Origin of the sequence: Acidaminococcus sp., assembly GCF_050873445.1 — a bacterium.
Lineage (GTDB): Bacteria > Bacillota > Negativicutes > Acidaminococcales > Acidaminococcaceae > Acidaminococcus.
In genome coordinates this window covers 44723-66539 of sequence record NZ_JBNMIU010000005.1, presented here as the reverse complement: position 1 = coordinate 66539, position 21817 = coordinate 44723, and the positions used below count along the sequence as shown (strand labels likewise).

Here is a 21817-nt window from a genome sequence, read left to right as displayed (position 1 = left end):
CATCTTCTGGCGATAGCTTACAAGTAGAGGCCATCTTTCCTCACACCTCCATGCGGAGGTGTGAGCTCATTCGGTATTAGCATCCCTTTCGGAATGTTGTCCCCAACCAGAGGGCAGGTTGCCTACGCGTTACTCACCCGTTCGCCACTAAGAATTCACCGAAGTAAATTCTCCGTTCGACTTGCATGTGTTAAGCACGCCGCCAGCGTTCGTCCTGAGCCAGGATCAAACTCTCCAAAATAGATTATTTTGAAGAGCCGCTTGGCTCTCAAATACTAGCTTTTGATTTTTTAACCTGGTTCTCATCCAGGTGACTCGATCTCATCACTTCAAGTGACTTGACCCGCACATCTGTCAACAATATTCAGTTCTCAAAGTTCGTCTTGCTGTCAACTGACAGCTTTTATATTTTATCAAGACTTTCATGTTTTGTCAACAACTTTTTTATTCTTTTTAGAATAACTCGTGTTGAAAAACCATCATTCTTGAAAGCATCTCCCTGGGGGGGGAGAATGCTTGATTATAATACCATGGAACTGTCATTTTGACAAATATCATATTTACGTGTAATATTCCGTTATTTACGTTTATTTTACGTAATTTTTACTTTAAATCTACATTAAGCACTATTTTCTATTGTTTTTCTTTATAAACCGGAATAAAAATAAAAGAACGTCGAATTGTTCGTTCTATCCCGGACAATTCAACGTTCTTTTACTTATCTTATTTGATTTTATTCAGTTTCTGAGCCAACTCTTCAGCACTGGCATCACTGCCAGTACTGGTCATAATGGGCTGCTGTCCCATCATGACCGTATCGCCGCTGGCATAGGCTTCCGGAGCCTTCTTATTGTTATGATACACGGCGGCCAGATTGCCCAGGACGAAGTAGGACCGTTCCTTGCTGGACATGGAACTGGTGGCACTGGGAGTAACGAACTCCTTGTCGTTCACGTACACCACGCCATTCTTGTCGGTCACGTGCTTGTTGCTCCAGGCATACAGCTTCTGTACATAGTTTTCCCGACGCTGGGTGCAGGTGGGATGATCGCTCCACCGTACGTTCATGTCGCCATATTTTTCCAGGAATTTCTGCCATACAGCAGCCGTAGCACCCGGATTGTAATTGGTGTGGGTGATGTAATCGAAGGCCAGATTGTCGGCTTCCCATTCCATGGGTTTGCTCAGGTGCACATTCCGGGTATAGGTATACATGGCATCGATGGCACCGCTGGCCATTCCACCGGTAGCTGCATTGGCCATCTCAGCAACCACAGCCGCATTCAGAGATTTCTTCACACCCTGGATGGGATGGTCCTTCTGCCCATGGCCCAATTCGTGGCCCAGTACCACGGCGATTTCGTCATCGGTTCCCAGCAGGTTGAAAATGCCACGGTACACATTCACATTATGGCCGATGGTGCAGTAGGCGTTGGCATCGTCGTTGGGACTGATGAAATAGTTATAGGGTTTCTTGTCCACGGTAGGATCCACAGCCCGGATACCGGATTCCACATTGGTCATGATATTGTCCAGACGGTCATTCAGGTATTCGTCCGTATCCACGCCTTCCTGTTTCTTCATCTTCTGGAACCATTCCTGGCGGCCTTTATCCGTATTGTTGTACTGCTTGTAGACTCCCATGACCTGATCCCGGTACATGGTCCCCATGATGGCAGATCCCAGTACATCCACCAGCACGCCGCCGGCTTCTGCCTGAGGCGCCGGGATAGCCCCGAACGCCAGCCCCAGTCCCAGCATCCCCACTACACAGCTGCTGATGATTTTTTTCTTCATGTCCATCCGAATCCACTCCTTTGGTATCTTCCCAATGACAAGGATCGCCCTTCCGAACGGTTCTTTTTCCCTTATTGTAATACAAAAGGGACAGAAGGAAAACTGTTTTCCTTCTGTCCGCTGTGTTATCCAGGCAGAGCCAAACGACTACAGTCCCAGACTCATATCCAGATCGATGATGCCCACTGCATAGGGGGCGATTTCATACTGGCCAAACACGAAATGGATATTTCCCTGCTCATCCAGGTAGTAATTTTGTGGCAGCTTCTTCAGGCCATTGAAATCCGAGAAGAAATAATGGCCCTTGCCGTATTCCGTAGACCACAGGGCTTCGTTGATCTTTTCCAGAGTAAAAGCCTCTTTGTGCTTCGGTGCCACGACCTTCTGCCATTCCACTGGTTCGCCGGTAGCCAGATCAAAGGTCACGCCCAGTTCCCAGCTGGTGGGATGTGCCGCCCGTTCAATGAAATCATATCCATAGCGCTGGAAGGACAGGTACCGGTCGCCATGATAACTGACCTGGTAATCTACCCGGGAAATCAGCCGTTCGTCCATGGTGTTCGCCTGTTCGTAGGCTTTTTGAGAAGCTTTGGCCACCTTTTCGAAATACCGGGAAATCTTCCGGGACACCTCCGGTTTGCCCACCACCCGTACCTGAGGATAGTGGAGGATCAGGTCTTTTTCCTTGATCAGGCCGCTGCGGATCACCAGTCCCTTCTGGGCATAGATCACCTGCCCCGGGACATAGCCCTGCAGTTCCTGCTCCAGGGCATAATGGCCCGCATGGGAAGCCGCAGGTTTCCCCTCCTGGGCCAGGCCCGCCACGGGCAGGCTGCAGAGTCCCACCAGGCACAGACCGGTCAACGCTTTCTGCACGATATGCTGCATGGTTTCTCTTCCTTTCTGTTTCTCCATCGTCTGTATTATACAAAGAGTCCTTTTTCTGTGCAAGGCTCTACTCATCGAGCTGATAGCGCACGGTCACCCGGGATTCTCCAGCAATGGGATCCCCTGCCGCATTCCGGGCAGGGGTAAAACTCCACTGATAGGCAGCCTTCAGAGCCGCCCTATCCAGCCGGTCGTAACCGGTGCTCTGTTCCAGCCAGGCCCGTGTCACACTGCCCCCGGCACTGACGGAAACACCTACTACGGCCACCCCTTCTTCTCCCGCATCCCGAGCCGTCCTGGGATAGATCCTGCTGTAACCCTGGAGGGCTGCATCCTGACTCAGGTCCGCCTGGCTGTCCCCATCGGCGGATCCGTAACCGCCGGAATCCATTCCATTCCCTGAACCAGGTTCCTGGTCATTTCCCTGATCGGAACCATTTCCGTTGGAAGTCATCCCTGCACTGTCACGGTCAGTACTGCTGTCTGAATTCCCGGAAGCCGTTCCGGAAGGGACCGTGCTTTCTCCGTTCACAAATGCTGTGCTGGAGGCCACCGGAGCCTGGAGCAGTTCCTGAAGACCCGTTTCACTGGAAAGAGACGCTTCCCTGGCTTTGGGAACGGCCCCTGCCGCACCCAAAGCCGAAGTTCTTGTCATACCAGGCTCCGCCATACCAGCTGTTCCCCCGCTGCTGCCGCTGGTACCAGCACCCGGTGCTCTGCTGGAACCAAAGCCTTCCACTTTTACCCGGATGGGCTCTGTCTGCAGGTCCGGCCGGATGCTGTGCTGCAGCACCAGCCCCAGAGCCGTAAGAATCACTGCATGCAGCCCCAGGGACCAGCGGAAATAATGCTTCCAGTTATGGCTTTCCATGGTTTTCCCCCGTAGTCACCGCCAGGGAAAAATCCTGGAGCCCGGCCTGTTTCATTTCGCCCAAAACCCCCATGACCCGGCCGTAACTGATTTCCTTATCTGCCCGCAGGTCCACCACCTGTCTGGGATCCTTCCGGGCAGCCTCTCCCACTTTCTGTACCAGTTCCGGCAGGGTTACCTGCTGATCCTGAAACCAGATAGAACCGTCCCGGGGCAGAGTCACCTGAATGGGCATTTCCTGCTGCAGCTGGCCAGTGCTTTCCGGCAAGTCCACCGGTACCCCCTTCTGCTGGCTCATGTACATAGTGCATACGATGAAGAAAATCAGCAGCAGGAACACCATGTCAATCATAGGAGAAATCTGAATGGAAGGCGGTTTGCGCCCGCTTCCCCGATGCAGATGGATCATTGGGCATCCCCTCCCTTTTGGGGCAGCTGACCGGCGTTCTCCAGGAAAGCATTGTCCATCTGCTCCACTTCACCCAGCAGGATATCCACCTTCTGGGAAAAATACGTATGGAAACAGATGGTAGCAATGGCGATGACCAGGCCGAATACGGTAGTGATCATGGCTTCCGCTACACCGGCCGTCACAGCCATGGGATTCTCCCACCGGCCTTCCAGGGCCTGGAAGGAGGACATCATGCCGGTGATGGTCCCCAGCAGCCCCAGGATGGGCGACAGGGTCACAATGACGGACAGATAGTTCAGCCCTTTTTCAAACCGGTTGATCACCTGCTGGCTTTCTCCGGCCACGTAGCTTTCTTTATTCCGGGCTTCTGCCGGTGCAGTGAGCAGCTGTTGGCCCAAAACCGCCAGCCCGCCCTTTGTCTTGCGGCTCAGTTCCAGGCTCTCCGCCCATTTCCCCTGCCGCAGCAGCTGGCAGAACTGCCGGGGATAGCTCCGGCCGGAGTCCTCCTTCCGAAAGTAGGACCACCGTTCCAGGATGATGGTCAGCGAGACCAGCGAGCAGATGAGAAGCGGCCACATGATGACCCCGCCCCGGATGAAGAAGCTCCACACATGTTTGATCCATTCCATAACGCTATATTTCCTCTCTGTTTCCCAAGATTTGCTGCAGCAAACGCTGCCGTTTCTGTTGTTCTTCCGCCGGTTCCAGCACTTCCAGCCGGAAATCCGCACCCCTGCCGGAAACCCGGCAGGGAACTCCGTAGGCTGCCTGGAGATGATCTGCCGTCAGGACTTCCTCCGGCGTCCCTGCAGCCAGCAGCCGGTTCTGCCCCACCAGTAACAGCCGGTCACAGTACCGGGCCGCCTGGCTCAGGTCATGGACGGAAAACAGTACACCCCGTCCGGCCCGGGCCAGCTCCCGGCACAGGGAGAGCACAGCCACTTCCACCACCAGATCCAGGGCAGCCACCGGTTCATCCAGCAGATAGAAATCCGCCTGCTGGATCAGGGTACGGGCAAAAAGTACCCTCTGCTGCTGCCCGCCGGACAGGGTATCCATCGGCCGGTCCGTCAGTCCTTCAGCACCTACGGCTGCCAGACATTCCCGGGCCAGCTGCCCCTCGGTTTCCCTTTCCTGCTGGTACCAGGAAAGATGGGGATAACGGCCCATGAGGACCACTTCCTCTGCCGTATAGGCAAAAGGGATATGCCGTTCCTGGGGCAGATAGGCCACCAGCCGGCTCAGTGCCTGCCGGGAATACCGGGCCAGAGGCTGTCCTCCCAGCAGCACAGTTCCCGCCCGCAGAGGCTGGATGCCGGCCAGACTCCGGAGTAGCGTACTCTTGCCGGCACCATTGGGCCCGATCAGCCCCACACACTCTCCCGGCACCAGACGAAATTCCACCGGTTCCAGTACGGAGCGGTCCGGATACCCCACCGCTCCCTGTTTGATTTCCAGTTCCATGGGTTCAATATCCTTTCAGCAGAGATTCGTCCGACAGATCAAACAGATCCTTTCCATAGGCCCCATTGGCCAGGGCCTTGATGCCGTAAACCACCATGGGTGACGCATCATACACATACCGGTCGGGCAGAGCCACCCGGTGTTCCAGTCCCTTCAGTCCCTGGAAGGCCGGATCGGAAAAGAACTGCCGAGAAAATTTGTCATAGGCTTCCTTTTCTTCCCCATAAGGCAGGGACACCAGGAAAAAGTCCGGATCCGCCTGGAGTACCGTCTCCCGGGTCAGAGCCTGCCCATTCTTCAGGCCGGCTGCTGTAAGTCCATTGCGGATCCCCGCTTCCGTGCACAGAGCATCGTACAAAGACCCGCTGCCTCCGTACCGGCTCATGAGAGAAACCAGGATGCCGGAAGGCTGGGGTCCCGGCTGCTGCCTGACCTTCTTCCGGATATCCGCCAGCTGCTGGTCGAACTGGGCCAGCACTTTCCGGCCCGCCTCCGGATTTCCCACCGCTTTGGCCATCAGTTCCACATTGCCGCGAATCTGTTCCAGGTCTGCAGGGCCGTAGCAGACCACCACCGGAATGCCCATTGTCTCCAATTTCTGGAGCAGGCCCGGATCCGACCAGGTGGAAGCCAGGAACAGGTCCGGCTTGACAGCGGCCACGGTCTCCGGCGTATAATCCCGCATTTTTGGCTCCACCGTCTTTGTCTCTTTCGCCACAAAAGAAATACCCGGTTCACCGTCCAGATAATAGACCCCGGCCAAATGATCTGCCGGCACAAGAGTCAGCAGCGTTTCATCCAGGTGCAGGGAATCTGTCAGGATGCGTTTGGGTTTCTGCGGCAGAGTCACATTCTTTCCCCGCACATCCTGCAGGGTAATGGCATTCCCCCGGGGAGAAGCCGGCTGCCCTCCGCAGCCGGAAGCCAGCAGCAGGCACAGCAGCAGAAGCATTTGGAACAGTTTCATAAGGTCCTCCTTGGAGCATGAATAAAAAAAGCTGTCCGGGGACAGCTTTTTAACTGAAGAAATGGATCCAGGCCCGTCCGCCGCCGGGCGCCACATAATACAGATTCCCCAGATGCAGCTTCCCGTTCACCAGTTCGAACTGGGGTGCCACAATATCGCCCCCGTCGCTCTTGATGACCACATCGCTGAATTTCAGCTGTTTGTACTGGTTGGAGAACGTCCCCTTGATGGAATTGAATTTGATAATGGCATAAATTCCCTTACCCGAAGTAAAGGAACCGTATGTCAGGGTGGACCGGTTGTCCCCATCGCAGAGCATCTTCAAATCCAGCTGAACCAGGGTCCGGAAATAGGGGATATTGGTAGCGTCTTCGCTGTGCAGGTCATGACCCATCACATTCACACGATAGGCCTTGGTGTCGATATTGAAGCTGCCTTCTGCATCACAGGTCCCCTCAAAGATATCGGCGGTCACGTTCTGGGCTTCGATCTTGCCATCCTGGTACTTGAAACTTCCTTTCACTTTGGTGAATTTCAGTCCCGGCAAATTCAGGTTGGGCATGTACAGTTCGCCCACAATCACCGGTTCCGGCAACTTTCCGGTCACATTGGCACTGGCAGTCACCCGTTCATGGACATCCAGCCCCGTCCCCAGGGAAGAGGGGTTCAGGTTCTTGATGCCCAGCTTCAGGTCATAGGTGGAAACGGCCGGTTTTAGGTCCACGTCTCCCTGGATGTCCACTCCCTGTCCTTCCAGGGTGCCGCCCAGTTCCCCAGTGGAAAAGTCGATGGTCAGCTTGTCGGCGCTGTTGTAGGCCAGATCGGCGTTTACATCTTCAAAAGTGTGGACCCGCTCCTTGTACCGGGCCGTCATCTTGCAGTGGTTCAGCTTCACCGCCACATCCACGTTCTTCAGCTTGATATCGAATTTTTTCTTTCGCCCATGCTCTTCGAGAGGCAGGGGCAGCTCTGCTGCCTTGATGCCCCGCACGTGCATGTTCTTGTCGAAGGTCAGGTCGATGTCTGTGTTATCCAGTTCCACCCGCTGGATGGTCCGGGTATTGATCCGGCGCAGGATAATATCCAAGGGTTTTACATGGAATGACCCGCTGGGTACGGTGATCCGGTTGCCGCTGCGGCTTTCCTTCCATTCCAGGCCATAAAAGCGTACGTGGCCTAAGGGCGTGGCAGTCAGCCTCTCTACAGTAATGGTCCCGTCCAGGAAATCCTGTTTGGCGATTTCCCGGTTGAAGATCTGGGCCGCATGGATGCTGGCGATGTAGGCCAGCCAGAATAACACCAGAAAGCCTGCCAGCAGCACCAATAATCCATATTTGATTTTCCGGAAGTGGCGCAGCAGGAAGGCTTTCATGTTATTTCCTCAAGTTCTGGATGGCTTCCTGCATATCCGGAGCTCCAAATACATAGGAACCGGCCACCAGTACATCAGCACCGGCATCACGGCAGGCTTTGGCCGTTTCCCCGTTGACCCCGCCATCCACTTCGATCAGGGTCTTCAAATTCCGCTGCTGGATCATGGCCTTCAGCCGACGGATCTTGTCCACGCTGGTGGGGATGAACTTCTGACCGCCAAAGCCCGGGTTCACGCTCATAATCAGGATCATGTCCGCATAGGGCAGGATCTCTTCAATCATGCACAGGGGCGTAGCCGGATTCAAGGCCACTCCGGTCTGGATGCCCTTGCTGTGGATGCTCTGGAGCAGCCGGTGCAGATGATTGGTTGCTTCCGCATGGACGCAGATCAGATCGGCGCCGGCCGCGGCAAAGCTTTCCACGTACTTTTCCGGCTGATCCACCATCAGGTGACAGTCAAAGAACATATCCGTCCGCTTCCGCAGACATTTCACCACCGGAGCCCCGAAGGTCAAGTTGGGAACGAACTGGCCGTCCATTACATCAATATGGCACCAGTCGGCCCCGGCATCCTGGATGCGGGCCACTTCTTCTGCCAGGCAGGAAAAATCGGACGACAAAATGGAAGGTGCAATGATGGTCATGATTTTTTTCCTCTTTTCTTTTGTTCCGTCAGTTCCTGACGGATGACACAGTACGATTCATAGCGGCTCCGGGCAATGGTACCCTCTTCCACCGCCTGTTTCACCACACAGTCCGGCTCGTGGGTATGGGTACAGCCCGTAAACCGGCACTGTCCCAGCCTCTCCCTGATTTCCCTGAACCCGTCCGCCGCATCGTCCATGGCCAGTTCAGCCAGATCGATGTTGCCGAACCCGGGAGTATCCACGATATAGCCGCCTTGGTAGGGCAGCAGCTCGGCAAACCGTGTGGTGTGCCGGCCCCGTCCGATCTTATCGCTCACATGGCCTGTCTTCAGCGACAGGGAGGGATCAAGATGATTCAGCAGAGTGGACTTCCCCGCCCCGGAAGGACCGCCAAAGGCCACTGTATGGCCCTGTACCCGTTCCAGGATGGGGTCCAGACCCAGCCCTTCCCGGGCCTCGATGGGGATGACCGGATAACCCAGGGGCTCATAGATGCTGCGAAATCGGTCGATAAGCCCCTGGGCGGCCAGGTCCCGCTTGTTCAGCACCAGCACTGCCGGGATACCCCCTGCTTCCGCCAGAGCCAGCAGTTTGTCCACCAGCAGGAAGCTGGGATCCGGGTCAGCACAGGCAAACACCGCCATTAGACAGTCCAGGTTGGCCACTAGGGGACGCTGGAGCAGGTTCTGCCGGGGCAGGACCTGACGAATCATGCCTTCCCTGCCCTGTGCTTCCAATTCTACCCGGTCGCCGGCAGCCATGACGAACCGGCGCTGTTTCATCCGGCCCTTCACCTTGCAGGTGTACACCTGCCCGTCTTCCGCTGCCACATAGTAATAACCGTTGTATGTCTTCAAGATACGGCCTGTTACAGTACTCACAGTGTCTTATCCTCCGCCAGTTCTCCATTCAGATAAATCTGGACCCTGGCTCCGGACCCGGCACTCACCGACCGGCTGATCCGGGTACCAGGGGACACCGAATCGGAGAACACAGTCCGGCTGCCGCTGTCATCGGTTACAATGATCCGCACATCCTTGGCACTGCCGCTGCCCGGTACCGTATAGCTGATGGTCCGGTAGCTGCCGCCGGAAGAGCTGCTGCTCTTCTTTTCCTCTTTCTTGCCGGCAGAGACTACCAGGGTCACAGCAGAACCCTTATCCAGCACGGACCCGGAGCCCGGATCACTGGACAGGACCGTATTCTTGGCCTTGTCACTGCTGGTGGCCGAAACGCTGCCCACCGACAGTCCGGCACTGTTCAGGGCGGACTGGGCTTCTGACAGGCTCATACCTTCCAGGCTGGGCACCACGGTCTGGTTGTCGCTGATGTTCACCACCAGATCCACACTGGTGCCTTCGCTGACCTTGCTGTTGGGTGCGATGCTCTGAGAAATCACCGTGCCCTTGGGCGCCCCGGCCTCATACTTCACGGTGACCGTGCCTACTTTCAGTTTGGCCTTCTCCAGCATCACGGTGGCATCATTGAGTTTCTTCTTCTTCAAATCCGGCACCACACCCGGTTCCGGTCCCTTGCTGACCACCAGGGTGATCTTCCTTCCCGCCTTCACCCGGGTATGGGCGCCGGGGGTCTGTTTGACGACCACGCCAGGGGTCACCTTGGCGTCATAGGCTTCCGTGAGGGTATAGCCCAGTTTCTCCTTGGTCAGGATGGCTTCGGCTTCCACAATGGTCTTGCCTTTCACATCGGGCACAGTCACATCCCCGCTGGTATAGCCCAAAATGGCATAGATGATGCCGCTGAGCACCACCAGAGCCGCCAGGAAGAAGGCCAGCAGTTTTTTCTTGCCGTATTTTTCCACCAGGCTGTCCCCTTTGCCCGGCTCCTTCTTGCCCGGAGCCTTGGGTGCCGGTTTCGGCTCCTGAGGTTTCTGCAGGCCGTCCAGCATATCGCTCTTGCTGATGACCATGGTTTCATCGCTGACCGGACTCTTCCGGGGGTTGTCCCATTCATCGTCCGCCATCCCGGCATCTCCCAGCAGATGGGTCTGGGCATGCTTCAGATCCGTCAGGAAATCATCGGCGGTAGCATAGCGCAGCCGGGGATTCTTGGCCAGAGCCTTGGTGATGATGTTATCCAGGTAATAGGGAATGTCCGGATCGTACCGCCTGGCCGAAGGAGTGGAAGATTCCAGATGCATCCGGGCCACCTCCAGAGGCGTATCTCCGTCGTACGGCAGCTTGCCGGTGAGCATTTCGAACAGCACCACGCCCAGGGAATACAGATCCGACTGGGGCGTTACCGGCTGGCCCGCCGCCTGTTCCGGCGACAGATAATACACCGAACCGATCACATTCTTGTCCGGCCCGTTGCTGGGCTGACCAAAGGCCCTGGCAATGCCGAAATCCGTGATCTTGGGCACCCCTTTGGTGTCGATCAGGATGTTCTGGCTCTTTACGTCACAGTGGACAATGGAGTGATCATGGGCCTGTTTCAGTGCCGAAGCAATACCAATGGCATAACGCACCGCTGTCTTGTAGTCCAGGGCCCCGTTCTCCTCGATGACTTCCTTCAGGGAACGGCCCACCACATATTCCATGACGATGTAGTAGATATCATGTTCGTTGCCGCTGTCGTAGATATTGACGATGTTCGGGTGGCTCAGGCAGGCCGCATTGCAGGCTTCCTGCCGGAAACGGGCCACGAACTGCTTGTCCTGGATGAACTGGTCACGCAGGATCTTGATGCCCACATCCCGGTGCAGCACCGTGTCATAGCCGTGGAACACCTCAGCCATTCCGCCGCCGCCGATCTTGTCAATGATTTCGTAGCGGCCATTGAGCGTTATTCTTCCTTCCATTCTTTAGCCTCCAGATCAATGACGATGAAGGAGATGTTGTCGTCTCCCCCGGCGGTCATGGCCCCATTCATCAGGCCATCGGCCAGCCGTTCCAGGTTTTTGTCTCCCATGATGCGTTCGATTTCTGCCTCCGTGATCATATTGGTAAGCCCGTCCGAACATACCAGCAGTTTCTGGGCCCCGTCCAGCAGCACCTCGAAGGTATCCACCTGAACCTGGGGTTCCACCCCGATGGCCCGGGTGATCATATGCTTCTGGTCAGAGGTTTCTGCCTCTTCCTGGGTCATCTGCTTCTGCCGCACCATTTCAGCTACATAGCTGTGGTCACTGGTCACCTGCCGCAGCACCCCGTCCTGCCAGACGTAGATCCGGCTGTCGCCCACATGGGCTACGAAAGCGCTGTGGGGATTGGGCAGATAGACTGTTGTAAGGGTGGTTCCCATCCCTGTAAAATTCTCTTTTTCCTGGGACAGCTCCCATATTTTCTTGTTGATATTTTGGATACTCCGCTTTAAAAACGGTAATATCTCTTTGTGGGAGAGTCCGCTCAAATCCAGCCGGCTCAGCTGCTGCACTGCTTCGTAGCTGGCCACTTCGCCGGCATCGGCACCTCCCATCCCATCGGCGATGGCATACAGATCCGGTTCCCGCACCAGGATGCTGTCCTCATTGTTGGGACGCACCATCCCGCGATTGGTCCGACTCACTGCGATCATCTCTGCGCCTCCTTTAATGCGCTGGCCCGCAGCTGCCCGCAGGCCGCATTGATGTCCTTGCCCATCTCTTTCCGGACAGTCACATTCAGATGGCGTTTCTTCAGCATCTGGAAGAAGCGGTCCACCGCCTGGTCACTGGGGCGGGCAAATCCCTTTTCCGGCACCGGGTTGGCCGGGATCAGATTGATCACGCATTCTTTATGTTCCAGGGCATCAGCCAGGTTCCGGGCATCTTCCGGCCGGTCGTTGATACCGGCCAGCAGGATGTACTCGTACATGACCTGGCGCCCGTTGCTCTTTTCATAGGCATCCGCTGCCCGGATCACATCCGCAAAAGGGTACCGATGGTTGATGGGCATCAGCCTATCCCGCAGAGCCATGGAAGCCGCATGGAGGGAAATGGCCAGGTTGATGTTCCGGCCCAGGACCGTCATTTTCTCGATACCCGGAACCACCCCGCAGGTGGACACAGTCATGTTCCGGTAGCCGATGCACTGGCCCCGGTCGCTGTGGAGAATATCCAGTGCCTTCAGCACATTATCCAGGTTCAGCATGGGCTCTCCACTGCCCATGACCACGATCCGGCTCACCCGCTGCCCTCTGGGTCCCAGCTGGCTCTGGAAAAAATACAGCTGGGCCAGGATTTCGGCCGGGGTCAGGTTCCGCACGAACCCGTGGAGACCGCTGGCGCAGAAAGCGCAGTTCATGGCACATCCCACCTGTGAGGACAGGCACACACTGTAGCCGTAATCGTGGTGCATGAGCACCGTCTCCACAGTGGCGCCGTCCGTCAGTTCCAGCAGCACCTTATGGGTCAGGCCGTCCTGGGACTTGTACTCCTTCAGCACCTTCACCTGACTGGTGGCAATGGTGTAATGCTCCGCCAGGAGCTGACGGGTCTCCTTGCCCAGATTGCTCATCTGTTCAAAATCCACGGCGGCTTTTTCATACAGCCAGCGGAACACCTGCTCCGCCCGGAATTTCTTCAGGCCCAGTCCCATGAGTTCCGTCTGGAGTTCTTCCAAGGTCAGGCCCATGATCTCTTTTTTCGTCATTCCTTACTCTCTTTCGTCTTTTCAAACAGGCACAGATAGAATCCGTTGATGCCATCCCGCTGAGGCAGCAGCTGGAGTTCGTCCAGGCTTTCTCCCGTCAATGGATGGGCAAAAGGGACGGATCGGAATTCCGGATGCTGCTCCAGGAACCATTTCCGTACCCGGGGATTTTCGTCCTGTTCCAGGGTGCAGGTGCTGTACAACAGCCGACCCCCCAGCTTCACATACCGGGCCCCGTTGGCCAGGATTTTCTTCTGCAGGGGCGGGAACTGGCTCAGGCCCCGTTCCTCCTTGGTCCAGCGAGCCTCAGTCCGGCGGTTCAGTACCCCCAGGCCGCTGCAGGGTGCATCCACCAGCACTTTGTCCGCGGTATTCTCCCATTCAGGCACAAACATGGTACCGTCCTGTTTCCGGGTCTCGATGCAGTGGATACCCATCCGTTCGGCATTCTGCCGCACCAGGGCCAGTTTGTGGTCATACAGGTCCAGGGCCAGGATGCTCCCCTTATCCTGCATCTTCTGAGCCAGATGGGTGGTCTTGCCGCCCGGGGCGCTGCACAGGTCAATGACCCTGTCCCCGGGGGCAGGAGCCAGTACCGCCGCATCCAGCATGGAGCTTTCATCCTGGATGTAGATGTCCCGGCCGAAATCCTGCACCAGTTCCTCCAGAGAAGGTAAGGTGTCACACAAAAGTCCGTCCGGGGACCACTTCGAAGCATGGGTCTCGATGCCCTTTTCCGCCAGCTGCTGCCGGAGTTCTTCCCGGCTGAGGGCCAGGGTATTCACCCGCAGGGAAAAGGCCGGCCGGGCATTGTCGAATTCGCACAGCCTGATGGCCTCGTCCAGCCCATAGCGGTATTTCCAGCGGCGCACCAGCCATTCCGGATGGCAGTATTCCAGGGCAATCCGTTCCAGTTCGTGGTCCGGCCCCTGGGGGAATTTCCACTGGTCCCTGGTCCTGGCCAGCTGCCGCAGGGCACCGTTCACCAGTTTCCCGGCCCCTTCATGGACGTATTTCTTCGTCAGTTTTACGCTTTCGTTACAGGCCGCCGAATCCGGAATCCGATCCAGATACAGGATCTGATAGGCCCCCAGACGCAGGATCACCAGGACCAGCGGATCCAGTTTCCGCAGGGCCCGTTTCACCACCCGGCTCAAGTACCAGTCCAAAGTACCCATGGCCTTCACCGTACCGTATACCAGCCCTGTAGCCAGTTTCCGGTCCAGCGCAGACAAAGGAGCCCCACGCAGCCCCTGGGCCAGTGCCAGGTTTGCGTAAGCCCCCTTGAGAAAGATTTGTTGTAAAATCAAAAGTGCCGCTTCCCGCGGATTTTTCGTGCTAACGTTCATTGATTTTCCTCATTCCAGAATCAGCGACCGCACCGCCGCCTCGATTTGCCCCATATTGGCACAGGTGTTGAAACAGGGTCCGTTGGGCCGCTCATTCAGCACTCCGATCACCGGCAGCGGGAACACGTCCTGGATGCCGCTGGTCAAGTCCCGTTCGCAGGCCACCGCCAGGATGGCTTTGGGACGGGCTTTCTTCACAGCCTGTCGGGCCAGAGTACCTCCGGTAACAATGGCTACATGGACGTGGTATTTCTGCGAAATGGCCAGCAGCTGCCCTACCCCGCACCGGCCGCATTGCCGACAGTTATGGATATCCCTCGTCACCTTGAAAGGACAGGTATCCAGCTGGATGCAGTGAGGCGTCAGGATCAGCAGCCGGTCCGCCGGCACCTTGATGTGCTGACGCCGTACCAGATGATTGCTCACTTCAATAAAAGACTGTTCCACCCGCCGCTTGGACACACCCATGAGCTTACCCAGGGACACGGCGATGGGATACAGCAGGTTAATCACATGCCAGGCCCAGAAATAAAAGAAACGCATGGTAGGAAATCCCAGGATAGCCAGAACGATGCCCACTACTCCGGTCACCAGGGCCAGACTTGCCAGGAGAGCGGCCCACCCCACCACATGGGGCAGCCAAGGATGGATCTGGCTGAGACCCGGCACCATGATCTCCCACAGCCCGTAAGCCGTTCCGGCAGCTACCAAGGCCGCCAGGGAGACCAGGGCGATAAAAAGCCGCTTTCTCGGCTGAAATCCCCTGTTCATCATTTACGCCAGTCTGTCCCCCGCTTTCACGTGCTTGCCGTTCACAAAAGGTGCCGCCAGCATCCGTTTCTTGCCTTCGGGCTGACATTCCACCACTTCCAGGCTGCCCGTTCCGCAAGCAATGACAAACCCGCGGGAATCGGCCTGGAGTACTTCGCCCGGCGCTCCCTGGGTGCCGTCCGCTTTCTGCACCCGGCTCTTCCACAGCTTCAGCCGCTTGCCGTCGGGCAGCAGGGTAAAGGAACCCGGCCAGGGATCGAAGGCCCGGATCTGGTTGTGGAGTTCCGTAACCGGTTTGGTCCAATCCAGTTTCTCCATATCCCGGGTGATCAGAGAGGCATAGGTTGCCTCCGTTTCCGGCTGGGGCACCGCTTTGAGGGAACCGTCCACGAGTTTGGGGATGGTTTCCAGCAGCAGCCGGGCACCCTTTTCCTTTAAAATATCGTGAAGATCGCCCTGACACATTTCCGGCCCGATGGGAACGGATACCCTGCTGAGCATGGCACCGGTGTCCATACCCACATCCATCTGCATGATGGTGACACCCGCTTCTTTTTCACCCTTTAAAATGGCATAGTGGATGGGCGCTGCTCCCCGGTATTTGGGCAGCAGGGAAGCATGGACGTTGATGCAGCCATATTGCGGCAGATCCAGCAGGCACTTTGGCAGGAACTGGCCGAATGCGGCCACTACAATCAGTTCAGGCTGTATTTTTTCCATTTCCGCCTGGAATTCCGGTTCTTTCACCCGCTGCGGCTGCAGTACGGGAAGATCCTGGCTCAGGGCATATTCTTTCACAGCGCTCATCTGTACCTTGTGGCCCCGGCCTTTGGGACGGTCCGGCTGGGTCACCACCGCAGCGATTTCATACTGACCGGATTCCTCCAGGGCCTTTAGGCTGGCCGCGGCGAATTCCGGAGTTCCCATGAATACGATTTTCATTTTTCATCATCCTTCGGTTTGGCAGTGAGGCTGATGGCCTTGTCGATGAACAGGACCCCCTCCAGGTGATCACATTCATGCTGCAGAGCCCGGGCCAGCAGGCCATCGGCAGTCAGCTTGTAGTGGTCGCCTTTCTTGTCCTGGAAATGGACGGTAATCTGGGCGGCCCGCTTCACTTCCCCTTCATAATCAGGAACGCTGAGACAGCCTTCCGAATCCACGGATTCACCCACCGGATCGGTGAGCACCGGGTTCACGAATTCCCGGATCCCGGCACCATCCCCGGCATCGATGACCACCAGCCGCTGGCTCAGACCGATCTGGGGCGCAGCCAGACCACAGCCATTGGCAGCATACATGGTTTCTGCCATATCTTTCAGTAATTTACTCAGTTTTTTATCGAAACGTTTGATCGGAGCAGCCTTTTCCCGCAGGATGGGGGCCCCCACTTTTACAATGTCATAGATTGCCATGATATATCGACTCCTATCGCAATTTTACCCTTTATTATAAAGCCAATAACCGCCTGTTGTCCACTATTGCCCTCTTTCTCTTTTTTCCTGTCATGAAAAAACGGGGGTGTGAAAAAATGCTTTTCACACCCTCGTCACTAATCACCAGTCACTGGTCACTCACTGATGGAAATCGGCTAATGCTGGCAAAATAATGGAGCTGTGGAGATGATTTCATAGCCCCCGCGGAGTTTTACAGCTTTTTATACTACACTCATCGGATCCACATCGAACAAGACATTGGGCAGAGCCCGGAAATCGGACTGGCGCAGCCAGTCTTTCACCGGCTTCAGATGAGGACTCTTCAGGAGCACATTGATCCGGTAAATCTGGTTCACACGGGCTACAATGGCCGGAAAGGGACCCATGATCTCCAACGGATACCGTTTCTCCATCTGCCAGGCCTCCAGGGCATTCACCAGCTTCTGGGCCGTAGCCAGGGCTTCTTCCTGGTTCTTGTGCAGCACTGTCACCTTCAGCATCCGGGTAAAGGGCGGATATCCCAGTTCCTTTCGCTGGGCCAGTTCCAGTTTGGCGAACCCTTCATAATCCTGTTTCGCTGCCAGCTGCAGAATCGGGTTTTCCGCATCGTAGACTTGAAAGATCACATGGCCCGGCTTATCCCCCCGTCCAGCCCGTCCGGCTGCCTGGGTCAGCAGAGCGAAGCACCGCTCGCCGCTGCGAAAATCCGGCAGGTTCAGCTGGGAGTCGGCGCTCAGCACCCCCACCAAAGTCACATTGGGGATGTCGTGGCCCTTGGCTACCATCTGGGTCCCCAGCAATACATTATAGGCTCCGCTGCGGAATTCCGACAGAATCCGCTCATGGGCGAACTTCCGGCTGGTGGAATCCTGGTCCATGCGCAGGGGATTCACCCCGGGACACAGGCCCTGGATCTCTGTCTCCGCTTTTTCCGTTCCTGTGCCGAAGAACTTGATCCGCCTGCTGCCGCAGTGAGGACAGACTTTGGGCACCGGTTCCGTATGGCCACAGTAATGGCATTCCAGCAGCTGCTCCCTGGCGTGGTATACCAGGGATACGGCACAGTTGGGACAGCTGATGGATTCCCCGCAGTCCCGGCACATGACAAAAGTGGAATAGCCCCGCCGGTTCAGCAGGATGATGGCCTGTTCCCCGTGCTGCACCGTTTCTTCCAGCCGGCTGCGCAGGGCATCGGACAACACGGTCCGGTTCCCCTTCTGCAGCTCTTCCCGCATGTCCACAATGGATACCTGGGGCAGATGGGCGCCCTCCCGGGCCCGATGCTTCAGGTACAGATGGGTATAGACCCCTGTTTCCGCCAGGTAGTAAGATTCCAGGTCCGGAGTAGCTGACCCCAGCACCACCGGCAGCTTCCGGTAATAGGCCCGGTACTGGGCCACCAGCCGGGCATGGTAACTGGGCCGCTCCTCCTGCTTATAACTGCCCTCATGTTCCTCGTCCAGGATGATCAGGGACAGATTGGAAAAAGGGCAGAACACCGCTGACCGGACTCCGATCAATACCCTGGCCTGGCCGGAACGCATCTTCTGCCACACATCCGCCCGTTCGCTGGCGGAAAGCCGACTGTGGGCCACGGCTACAGCACTTCCGAACCAGGCCTTGAACCGTTTGACCGTCTGCCCCGTCAGGGCGATTTCCGGTACCAGCACCAATACCTGGCCCCCATCGGCCAGGGCCCGGTCCGTAAGCCGCAGGTACACCTCCGTCTTGCCGCTGCCGGTGATGCCCTGCAGCAAAAAAGTACGGGATTCATGGGCCTTCCGGGCCGCATCCACTGCCTGGATGGCAGCCTGCTGCTCTGCGGTCAGCTCCAGCGTCTCCTTCCGGGCCTCCAGATTCTCATAACTGTCCCGCAGGACCCTGCGCCGTCCTTCCAGCAGCCAGCCCCGCAGCACCATGGTCCGCAGCACTTCTGTGGAAATGCCGTGTGACTTCATTTCGGAGCCGCCCAGTACGTTTCCGGACGACAAAAGGCCCAGGGCAGCCTGCTGGCTCTTGCCCCGGACCTTTCCATCCTTATATGCCGCCAATCCTTCCGGTGTGGCCTGGAACGTCCGTTCCGACTTCTGCCGCAGCCTGTATTTCACATCGTAAGAAAGTACCACCGCCTGCCGGGTAATGAGCCCCTTCAGGGCATTTTCCCCTCCGGGCAGCTTCCGGATGGCCTTCCGGGGCAGCGGCCCCTTCCGGCACAGGAAGTCGTACAGCTCCTGTTCCCGGGGCGGCAGCGGCTTCGTCCAGTCCGGCACCGGTACATAGGTTCCGGTGGCAGCCAGGCTCTTCCTGCCGGGGATGAACAGCCGCAGGGCCTCGGCCAGGCTGCAGAGATAGTACTGGCTCAGCCAGTAGGCCGTAGCCAGCATTTCGCTGTCGAACCAGGGTTCCGTGCCCACCACGTCCACAATATCCTTCAGTTCCCGGCTCAGGTCCGGCGCCGTATCTTCCTCGACGATGAAACCTTCCACCAGCTGCGTTCCGAAAGGCACCACCACCCGCCAGCCCTGGGCCAGGAAATCCAGGCTCTCAGGCACATGGTAGGTGAACTGCCGGAACAGGTTCTTGACCGGCAGGTTGATGGCAACCTTGGCGTATTCCATATTATTGCAGTGCCTTTTTCAGCACATCCACTTTATCCAGCCGTTCCCAAGGCAGATCCACATCCGTCCGGCCGAAATGGCCATAGGCTGCCGTCTGCTTGTAGATGGGGCGCCGCAGATCCAGGCTCTTGATGATGCCGGCCGGGGTCAGGGAGAAGTTCTTTTCGATCAGTTTGACGATTTCCTCTTCGGGAATGGCATTGGTCCCATAGGTATTCACACTGATGGAAACCGGCCGTGCCACGCCGATGGCATAGGCCAGCTGGATTTCACATTTCTTGGCCAGACCGGCAGCCACCACGTTCTTGGCTACATACCGGGCTGCATAGGCTGCGCTCCGGTCCACCTTGGTGGGATCCTTGCCGGAGAAAGCGCCGCCCCCATGACGGGCCATACCGCCATAGGTATCCACGATGATTTTCCGCCCGGTCAGGCCGGAATCCCCCTGCGGACCGCCAATGACGAACCGGCCGGTGGGGTTGATGTGGTAGATGGTGTTTTCGTCCAGCAGTCCAGCCGGGACCACCGGTTTGATCACGTATTCCAGGATATCCTTGCGCAGCTGTTCCATGGAAACTTCCGGAGCATGCTGGGTAGAAACCACAATGGTGTTGACCCGCACCGGTTTGTCGTCTTCATATTCCACAGAAACCTGGGTCTTGCCATCGGGACGCAGGTACGGCAGGGTACCGTCCTTGCGGACCTGGGCCAGCCGGCGGGCCAGCTTGTGAGCCAGGGAAATGGGCAGAGGCATGTATTCCGGGGTTTCGTCAGTGGCGTATCCAAACATCATGCCCTGGTCACCGGCACCGATCTTTTCATCGTCATCATGGTCGCCGGCCTTGGCTTCATCGGATTCATCCACACCCTGGGCAATGTCCGGAGACTGTTCGTCAAGGGAAATCAGCACCCCGCAGGTAGCGCCGTCGAAACCGTATTTGGCACGGTCGTAGCCGATATCGATGACCGTCTGCCGGGCGATCTTGGCGATGTCCACATAGCAGCTGGTGGAAATTTCCCCTACAATATGGATTTGGCCCGTAGCTACCAGGGTTTCGCAGGCCACCCGGGCATCCGGGTCTTTTGCCAGGATGGCATCCAGCACCGCATCAGAAATCTGATCAGCGATTTTATCAGGATGCCCTTCCGTCACAGATTCAGACGTAAAGACTTTTCTCATTTTCTCCTCCTTACAAAAAAATACTCTCAAAATATGAGAGTACGTATAGGACTCTCATCTCACAATCGAATAACACATTGCAGGACTTAGCACCGTTTGGCCCAAAGGCCATGGTTGCTGTGGTTTCACAGGGCCATTCCCTCCACCACTCTTGATGAGCTATATGTAATTGCGCTAGCGTAATTATATCAGATACAGTATTATTGTCAAGGGTGGCCCTCTTCAGTAATGGACCACATTCTTTTCTCCCTTGATCCTGGCAATGATGGGCTTTGCCGTATCGCTGTGCAGGAATTCCCAGGTAGTGGAAGGCACCTGCTGCCGCACCAGTTCCCAGTGATCCTCCTGGATGGCCTTGCGCACCGTGGAAGCGCTGACTACCTGGCCGTCTTCCTCCCGCCGGGGCACTACGATGCACTGGATACCGGCCTCAGGCAGTTTCTGCCGCATTACCCGGTTGTACAGGCCGGTGACCACACTGGTAGGTTCCTCCCCCACATACCGGGCTGTAATGCCCAGCCGATGGGCGATTTTGGTGAAGATGGCCAGGTCCAGGTTGGCGTGGCTGGCAATGACCGCTTCTGCATCCTTCTGGAAATAGCTGGGGAACGTGGCCTGGCTGATGATGTACGGACCACTGTCATGGTACCGCAGATTCTTCAGGTGGGCAGTACCGGCCTGAATCAGCTGTTTGCGCACAACATAGGGGAACAGGCTGGCATCCTCACTGACCATGAACAGATGCACCACATCGTTTTCTGCTGCCGCTTTTTCCACCAGGTACTGATGCCCCAAGGTGAAGGGATTGGCGTTCATGACGACGGCACCCACTTTGGGAGCGTCCACCCTGGTTTGGGCCAGCCGATCCAGATAGCTGGAAAATCCGTCCTTCCGGTTCTCCATGAACACGATCTGGTCCTCGATCCGGGCGATTTCGTAGAAACCCAGATCACCGAAAAACTTGGCAGAACTGCATTTGGTGTACAGGAACAGATGCAGGTTCCCCCGTTCGTACTGGTACTGCACCAGATGGGAAACGATCTCGTTCATCAGCCCCTCGCCCTGGTGGCGGTGATCCACGGCCATGCAGCGCAGGGTGTTGCCGAAGCAGCTGCCTGTAGCAATGGCATGGTAGTCGTCGTCGAACATCACGCAGGTATAATCCAGGTTGGCATCCCGCCGGATGCCCTCCTGCTGCAGCAGGGCATCCACCTGGGCATTGGTCCGGGCGTCCGAAGGGTAAACCTGGGAAATGAAATAATCAGACATGGTTGTCTCCTTATGTTCTTGAAAATTGCTTCCATTATATCATAAAAGGAATGTATGGTGTTTATGACAAGTGCCATACATTTTTATATAAGAAAAATAAATGTTATTTATTGACGAAAATTATATATAGTACTACAATCTAGGCGGTGTTCCTCTTTTATAAAGATCATCTGGAAGAACAC

The 21817-nt window shown here is 56.5% G+C and carries 20 protein-coding genes, 1 rRNA gene and 1 riboswitch; all 21 genes read right to left on the bottom strand.

Annotated features, from left to right (window positions below):
* Positions 1–241, bottom strand: a 16S ribosomal RNA gene (locus ACR0QW_RS01875); the annotation flags it as partial.
* 482 nt (positions 242–723) lie between these two features.
* A complete protein-coding gene (locus ACR0QW_RS01870) occupies positions 724–1803 on the bottom strand; it encodes a M48 family metallopeptidase (protein ID WP_432642030.1) in 1080 nt (359 codons plus the stop codon).
* Between the two features lie 141 nt (positions 1804–1944).
* A complete protein-coding gene (locus ACR0QW_RS01865; protein ID WP_432642029.1) occupies positions 1945–2685 on the bottom strand; it encodes a DUF3298 domain-containing protein in 741 nt (246 codons plus the stop codon).
* Between the two features lie 67 nt (positions 2686–2752).
* On the bottom strand, positions 2753–3556 hold the full coding sequence (locus ACR0QW_RS01860; protein ID WP_432642028.1) for an energy transducer TonB: 804 nt from the start codon (positions 3554–3556) through the stop codon (positions 2753–2755).
* Positions 3543–3965: an ExbD/TolR family protein gene (locus ACR0QW_RS01855; RefSeq protein WP_432642027.1), complete on the bottom strand. Its 423-nt coding sequence runs from the start codon at positions 3963–3965 to the stop codon at positions 3543–3545. The genes ACR0QW_RS01860 and ACR0QW_RS01855 overlap by 14 nt, the downstream gene beginning before the upstream one ends.
* Complete coding sequence (locus tag ACR0QW_RS01850) at positions 3962–4597, bottom strand: MotA/TolQ/ExbB proton channel family protein (protein ID WP_432642026.1); 636 nt, start codon at positions 4595–4597, stop codon at positions 3962–3964. The genes ACR0QW_RS01855 and ACR0QW_RS01850 overlap by 4 nt, the downstream gene beginning before the upstream one ends.
* Before the next feature lie 4 nt (positions 4598–4601).
* The gene (locus tag ACR0QW_RS01845) at positions 4602–5432 is read right to left on the bottom strand and encodes an ABC transporter ATP-binding protein (RefSeq protein WP_432642025.1); all 831 of its coding nucleotides are present in this window, start codon (positions 5430–5432) and stop codon (positions 4602–4604) included.
* Positions 5433–5436: 4 nt separating this feature from the next.
* Positions 5437–6399 (bottom strand): ABC transporter substrate-binding protein, encoded by a 963-nt coding sequence (locus ACR0QW_RS01840; protein WP_432642024.1) that lies wholly within the window; start codon positions 6397–6399, stop codon positions 5437–5439.
* 49 nt (positions 6400–6448) lie between these two features.
* A complete protein-coding gene (locus ACR0QW_RS01835) occupies positions 6449–7771 on the bottom strand; it encodes a hypothetical protein (protein WP_432642023.1) in 1323 nt (440 codons plus the stop codon).
* Between the two features lies 1 nt (position 7772).
* Complete coding sequence (rpe, locus tag ACR0QW_RS01830) at positions 7773–8417, bottom strand: ribulose-phosphate 3-epimerase (RefSeq protein ID WP_432642022.1); 645 nt, start codon at positions 8415–8417, stop codon at positions 7773–7775.
* A complete protein-coding gene (gene rsgA, locus ACR0QW_RS01825) occupies positions 8414–9301 on the bottom strand; it encodes a ribosome small subunit-dependent GTPase A (protein WP_432642021.1) in 888 nt (295 codons plus the stop codon). Before rsgA ends, rpe begins: the two co-directional genes overlap by 4 nt.
* Positions 9298–11241, bottom strand: coding sequence for a Stk1 family PASTA domain-containing Ser/Thr kinase (gene pknB, locus ACR0QW_RS01820; RefSeq protein WP_432642020.1), 1944 nt, complete (start codon positions 11239–11241; stop codon positions 9298–9300). Before pknB ends, rsgA begins: the two co-directional genes overlap by 4 nt.
* Positions 11226–11957 (bottom strand): Stp1/IreP family PP2C-type Ser/Thr phosphatase, encoded by a 732-nt coding sequence (locus ACR0QW_RS01815; RefSeq protein ID WP_432642019.1) that lies wholly within the window; start codon positions 11955–11957, stop codon positions 11226–11228. Before ACR0QW_RS01815 ends, pknB begins: the two co-directional genes overlap by 16 nt.
* A complete protein-coding gene (rlmN, locus tag ACR0QW_RS01810; RefSeq protein WP_432642018.1) occupies positions 11954–13012 on the bottom strand; it encodes a 23S rRNA (adenine(2503)-C(2))-methyltransferase RlmN in 1059 nt (352 codons plus the stop codon). Before rlmN ends, ACR0QW_RS01815 begins: the two co-directional genes overlap by 4 nt.
* Positions 13009–14361 (bottom strand): 16S rRNA (cytosine(967)-C(5))-methyltransferase RsmB, encoded by a 1353-nt coding sequence (gene rsmB, locus ACR0QW_RS01805; RefSeq protein ID WP_432642017.1) that lies wholly within the window; start codon positions 14359–14361, stop codon positions 13009–13011. Before rsmB ends, rlmN begins: the two co-directional genes overlap by 4 nt.
* Before the next feature lie 9 nt (positions 14362–14370).
* Positions 14371–15132 (bottom strand): DUF116 domain-containing protein, encoded by a 762-nt coding sequence (locus ACR0QW_RS01800; protein WP_432642032.1) that lies wholly within the window; start codon positions 15130–15132, stop codon positions 14371–14373.
* 3 nt (positions 15133–15135) lie between these two features.
* Positions 15136–16074, bottom strand: coding sequence for a methionyl-tRNA formyltransferase (gene fmt / locus ACR0QW_RS01795; protein WP_432642016.1), 939 nt, complete (start codon positions 16072–16074; stop codon positions 15136–15138).
* Positions 16071–16547 carry a peptide deformylase gene (gene def, locus ACR0QW_RS01790; protein WP_432642015.1) on the bottom strand — a complete coding sequence of 159 codons (477 nt, stop codon included), beginning with the start codon at positions 16545–16547 and terminating at the stop codon, positions 16071–16073. Before def ends, fmt begins: the two co-directional genes overlap by 4 nt.
* A gap of 242 nt (positions 16548–16789) precedes the next feature.
* Complete coding sequence (gene priA / locus ACR0QW_RS01785) at positions 16790–19186, bottom strand: primosomal protein N' (RefSeq protein WP_432642014.1); 2397 nt, start codon at positions 19184–19186, stop codon at positions 16790–16792.
* Position 19187: 1 nt separating this feature from the next.
* Complete coding sequence (metK, locus tag ACR0QW_RS01780; RefSeq protein WP_432642013.1) at positions 19188–20366, bottom strand: methionine adenosyltransferase; 1179 nt, start codon at positions 20364–20366, stop codon at positions 19188–19190.
* Positions 20367–20417: 51 nt separating this feature from the next.
* Positions 20418–20527, bottom strand: a riboswitch (SAM riboswitch).
* Between the two features lie 61 nt (positions 20528–20588).
* On the bottom strand, positions 20589–21635 hold the full coding sequence (gene citC, locus ACR0QW_RS01775; protein WP_432642012.1) for a [citrate (pro-3S)-lyase] ligase: 1047 nt from the start codon (positions 21633–21635) through the stop codon (positions 20589–20591).
* Positions 21636–21817 lie beyond the last annotated feature (182 nt).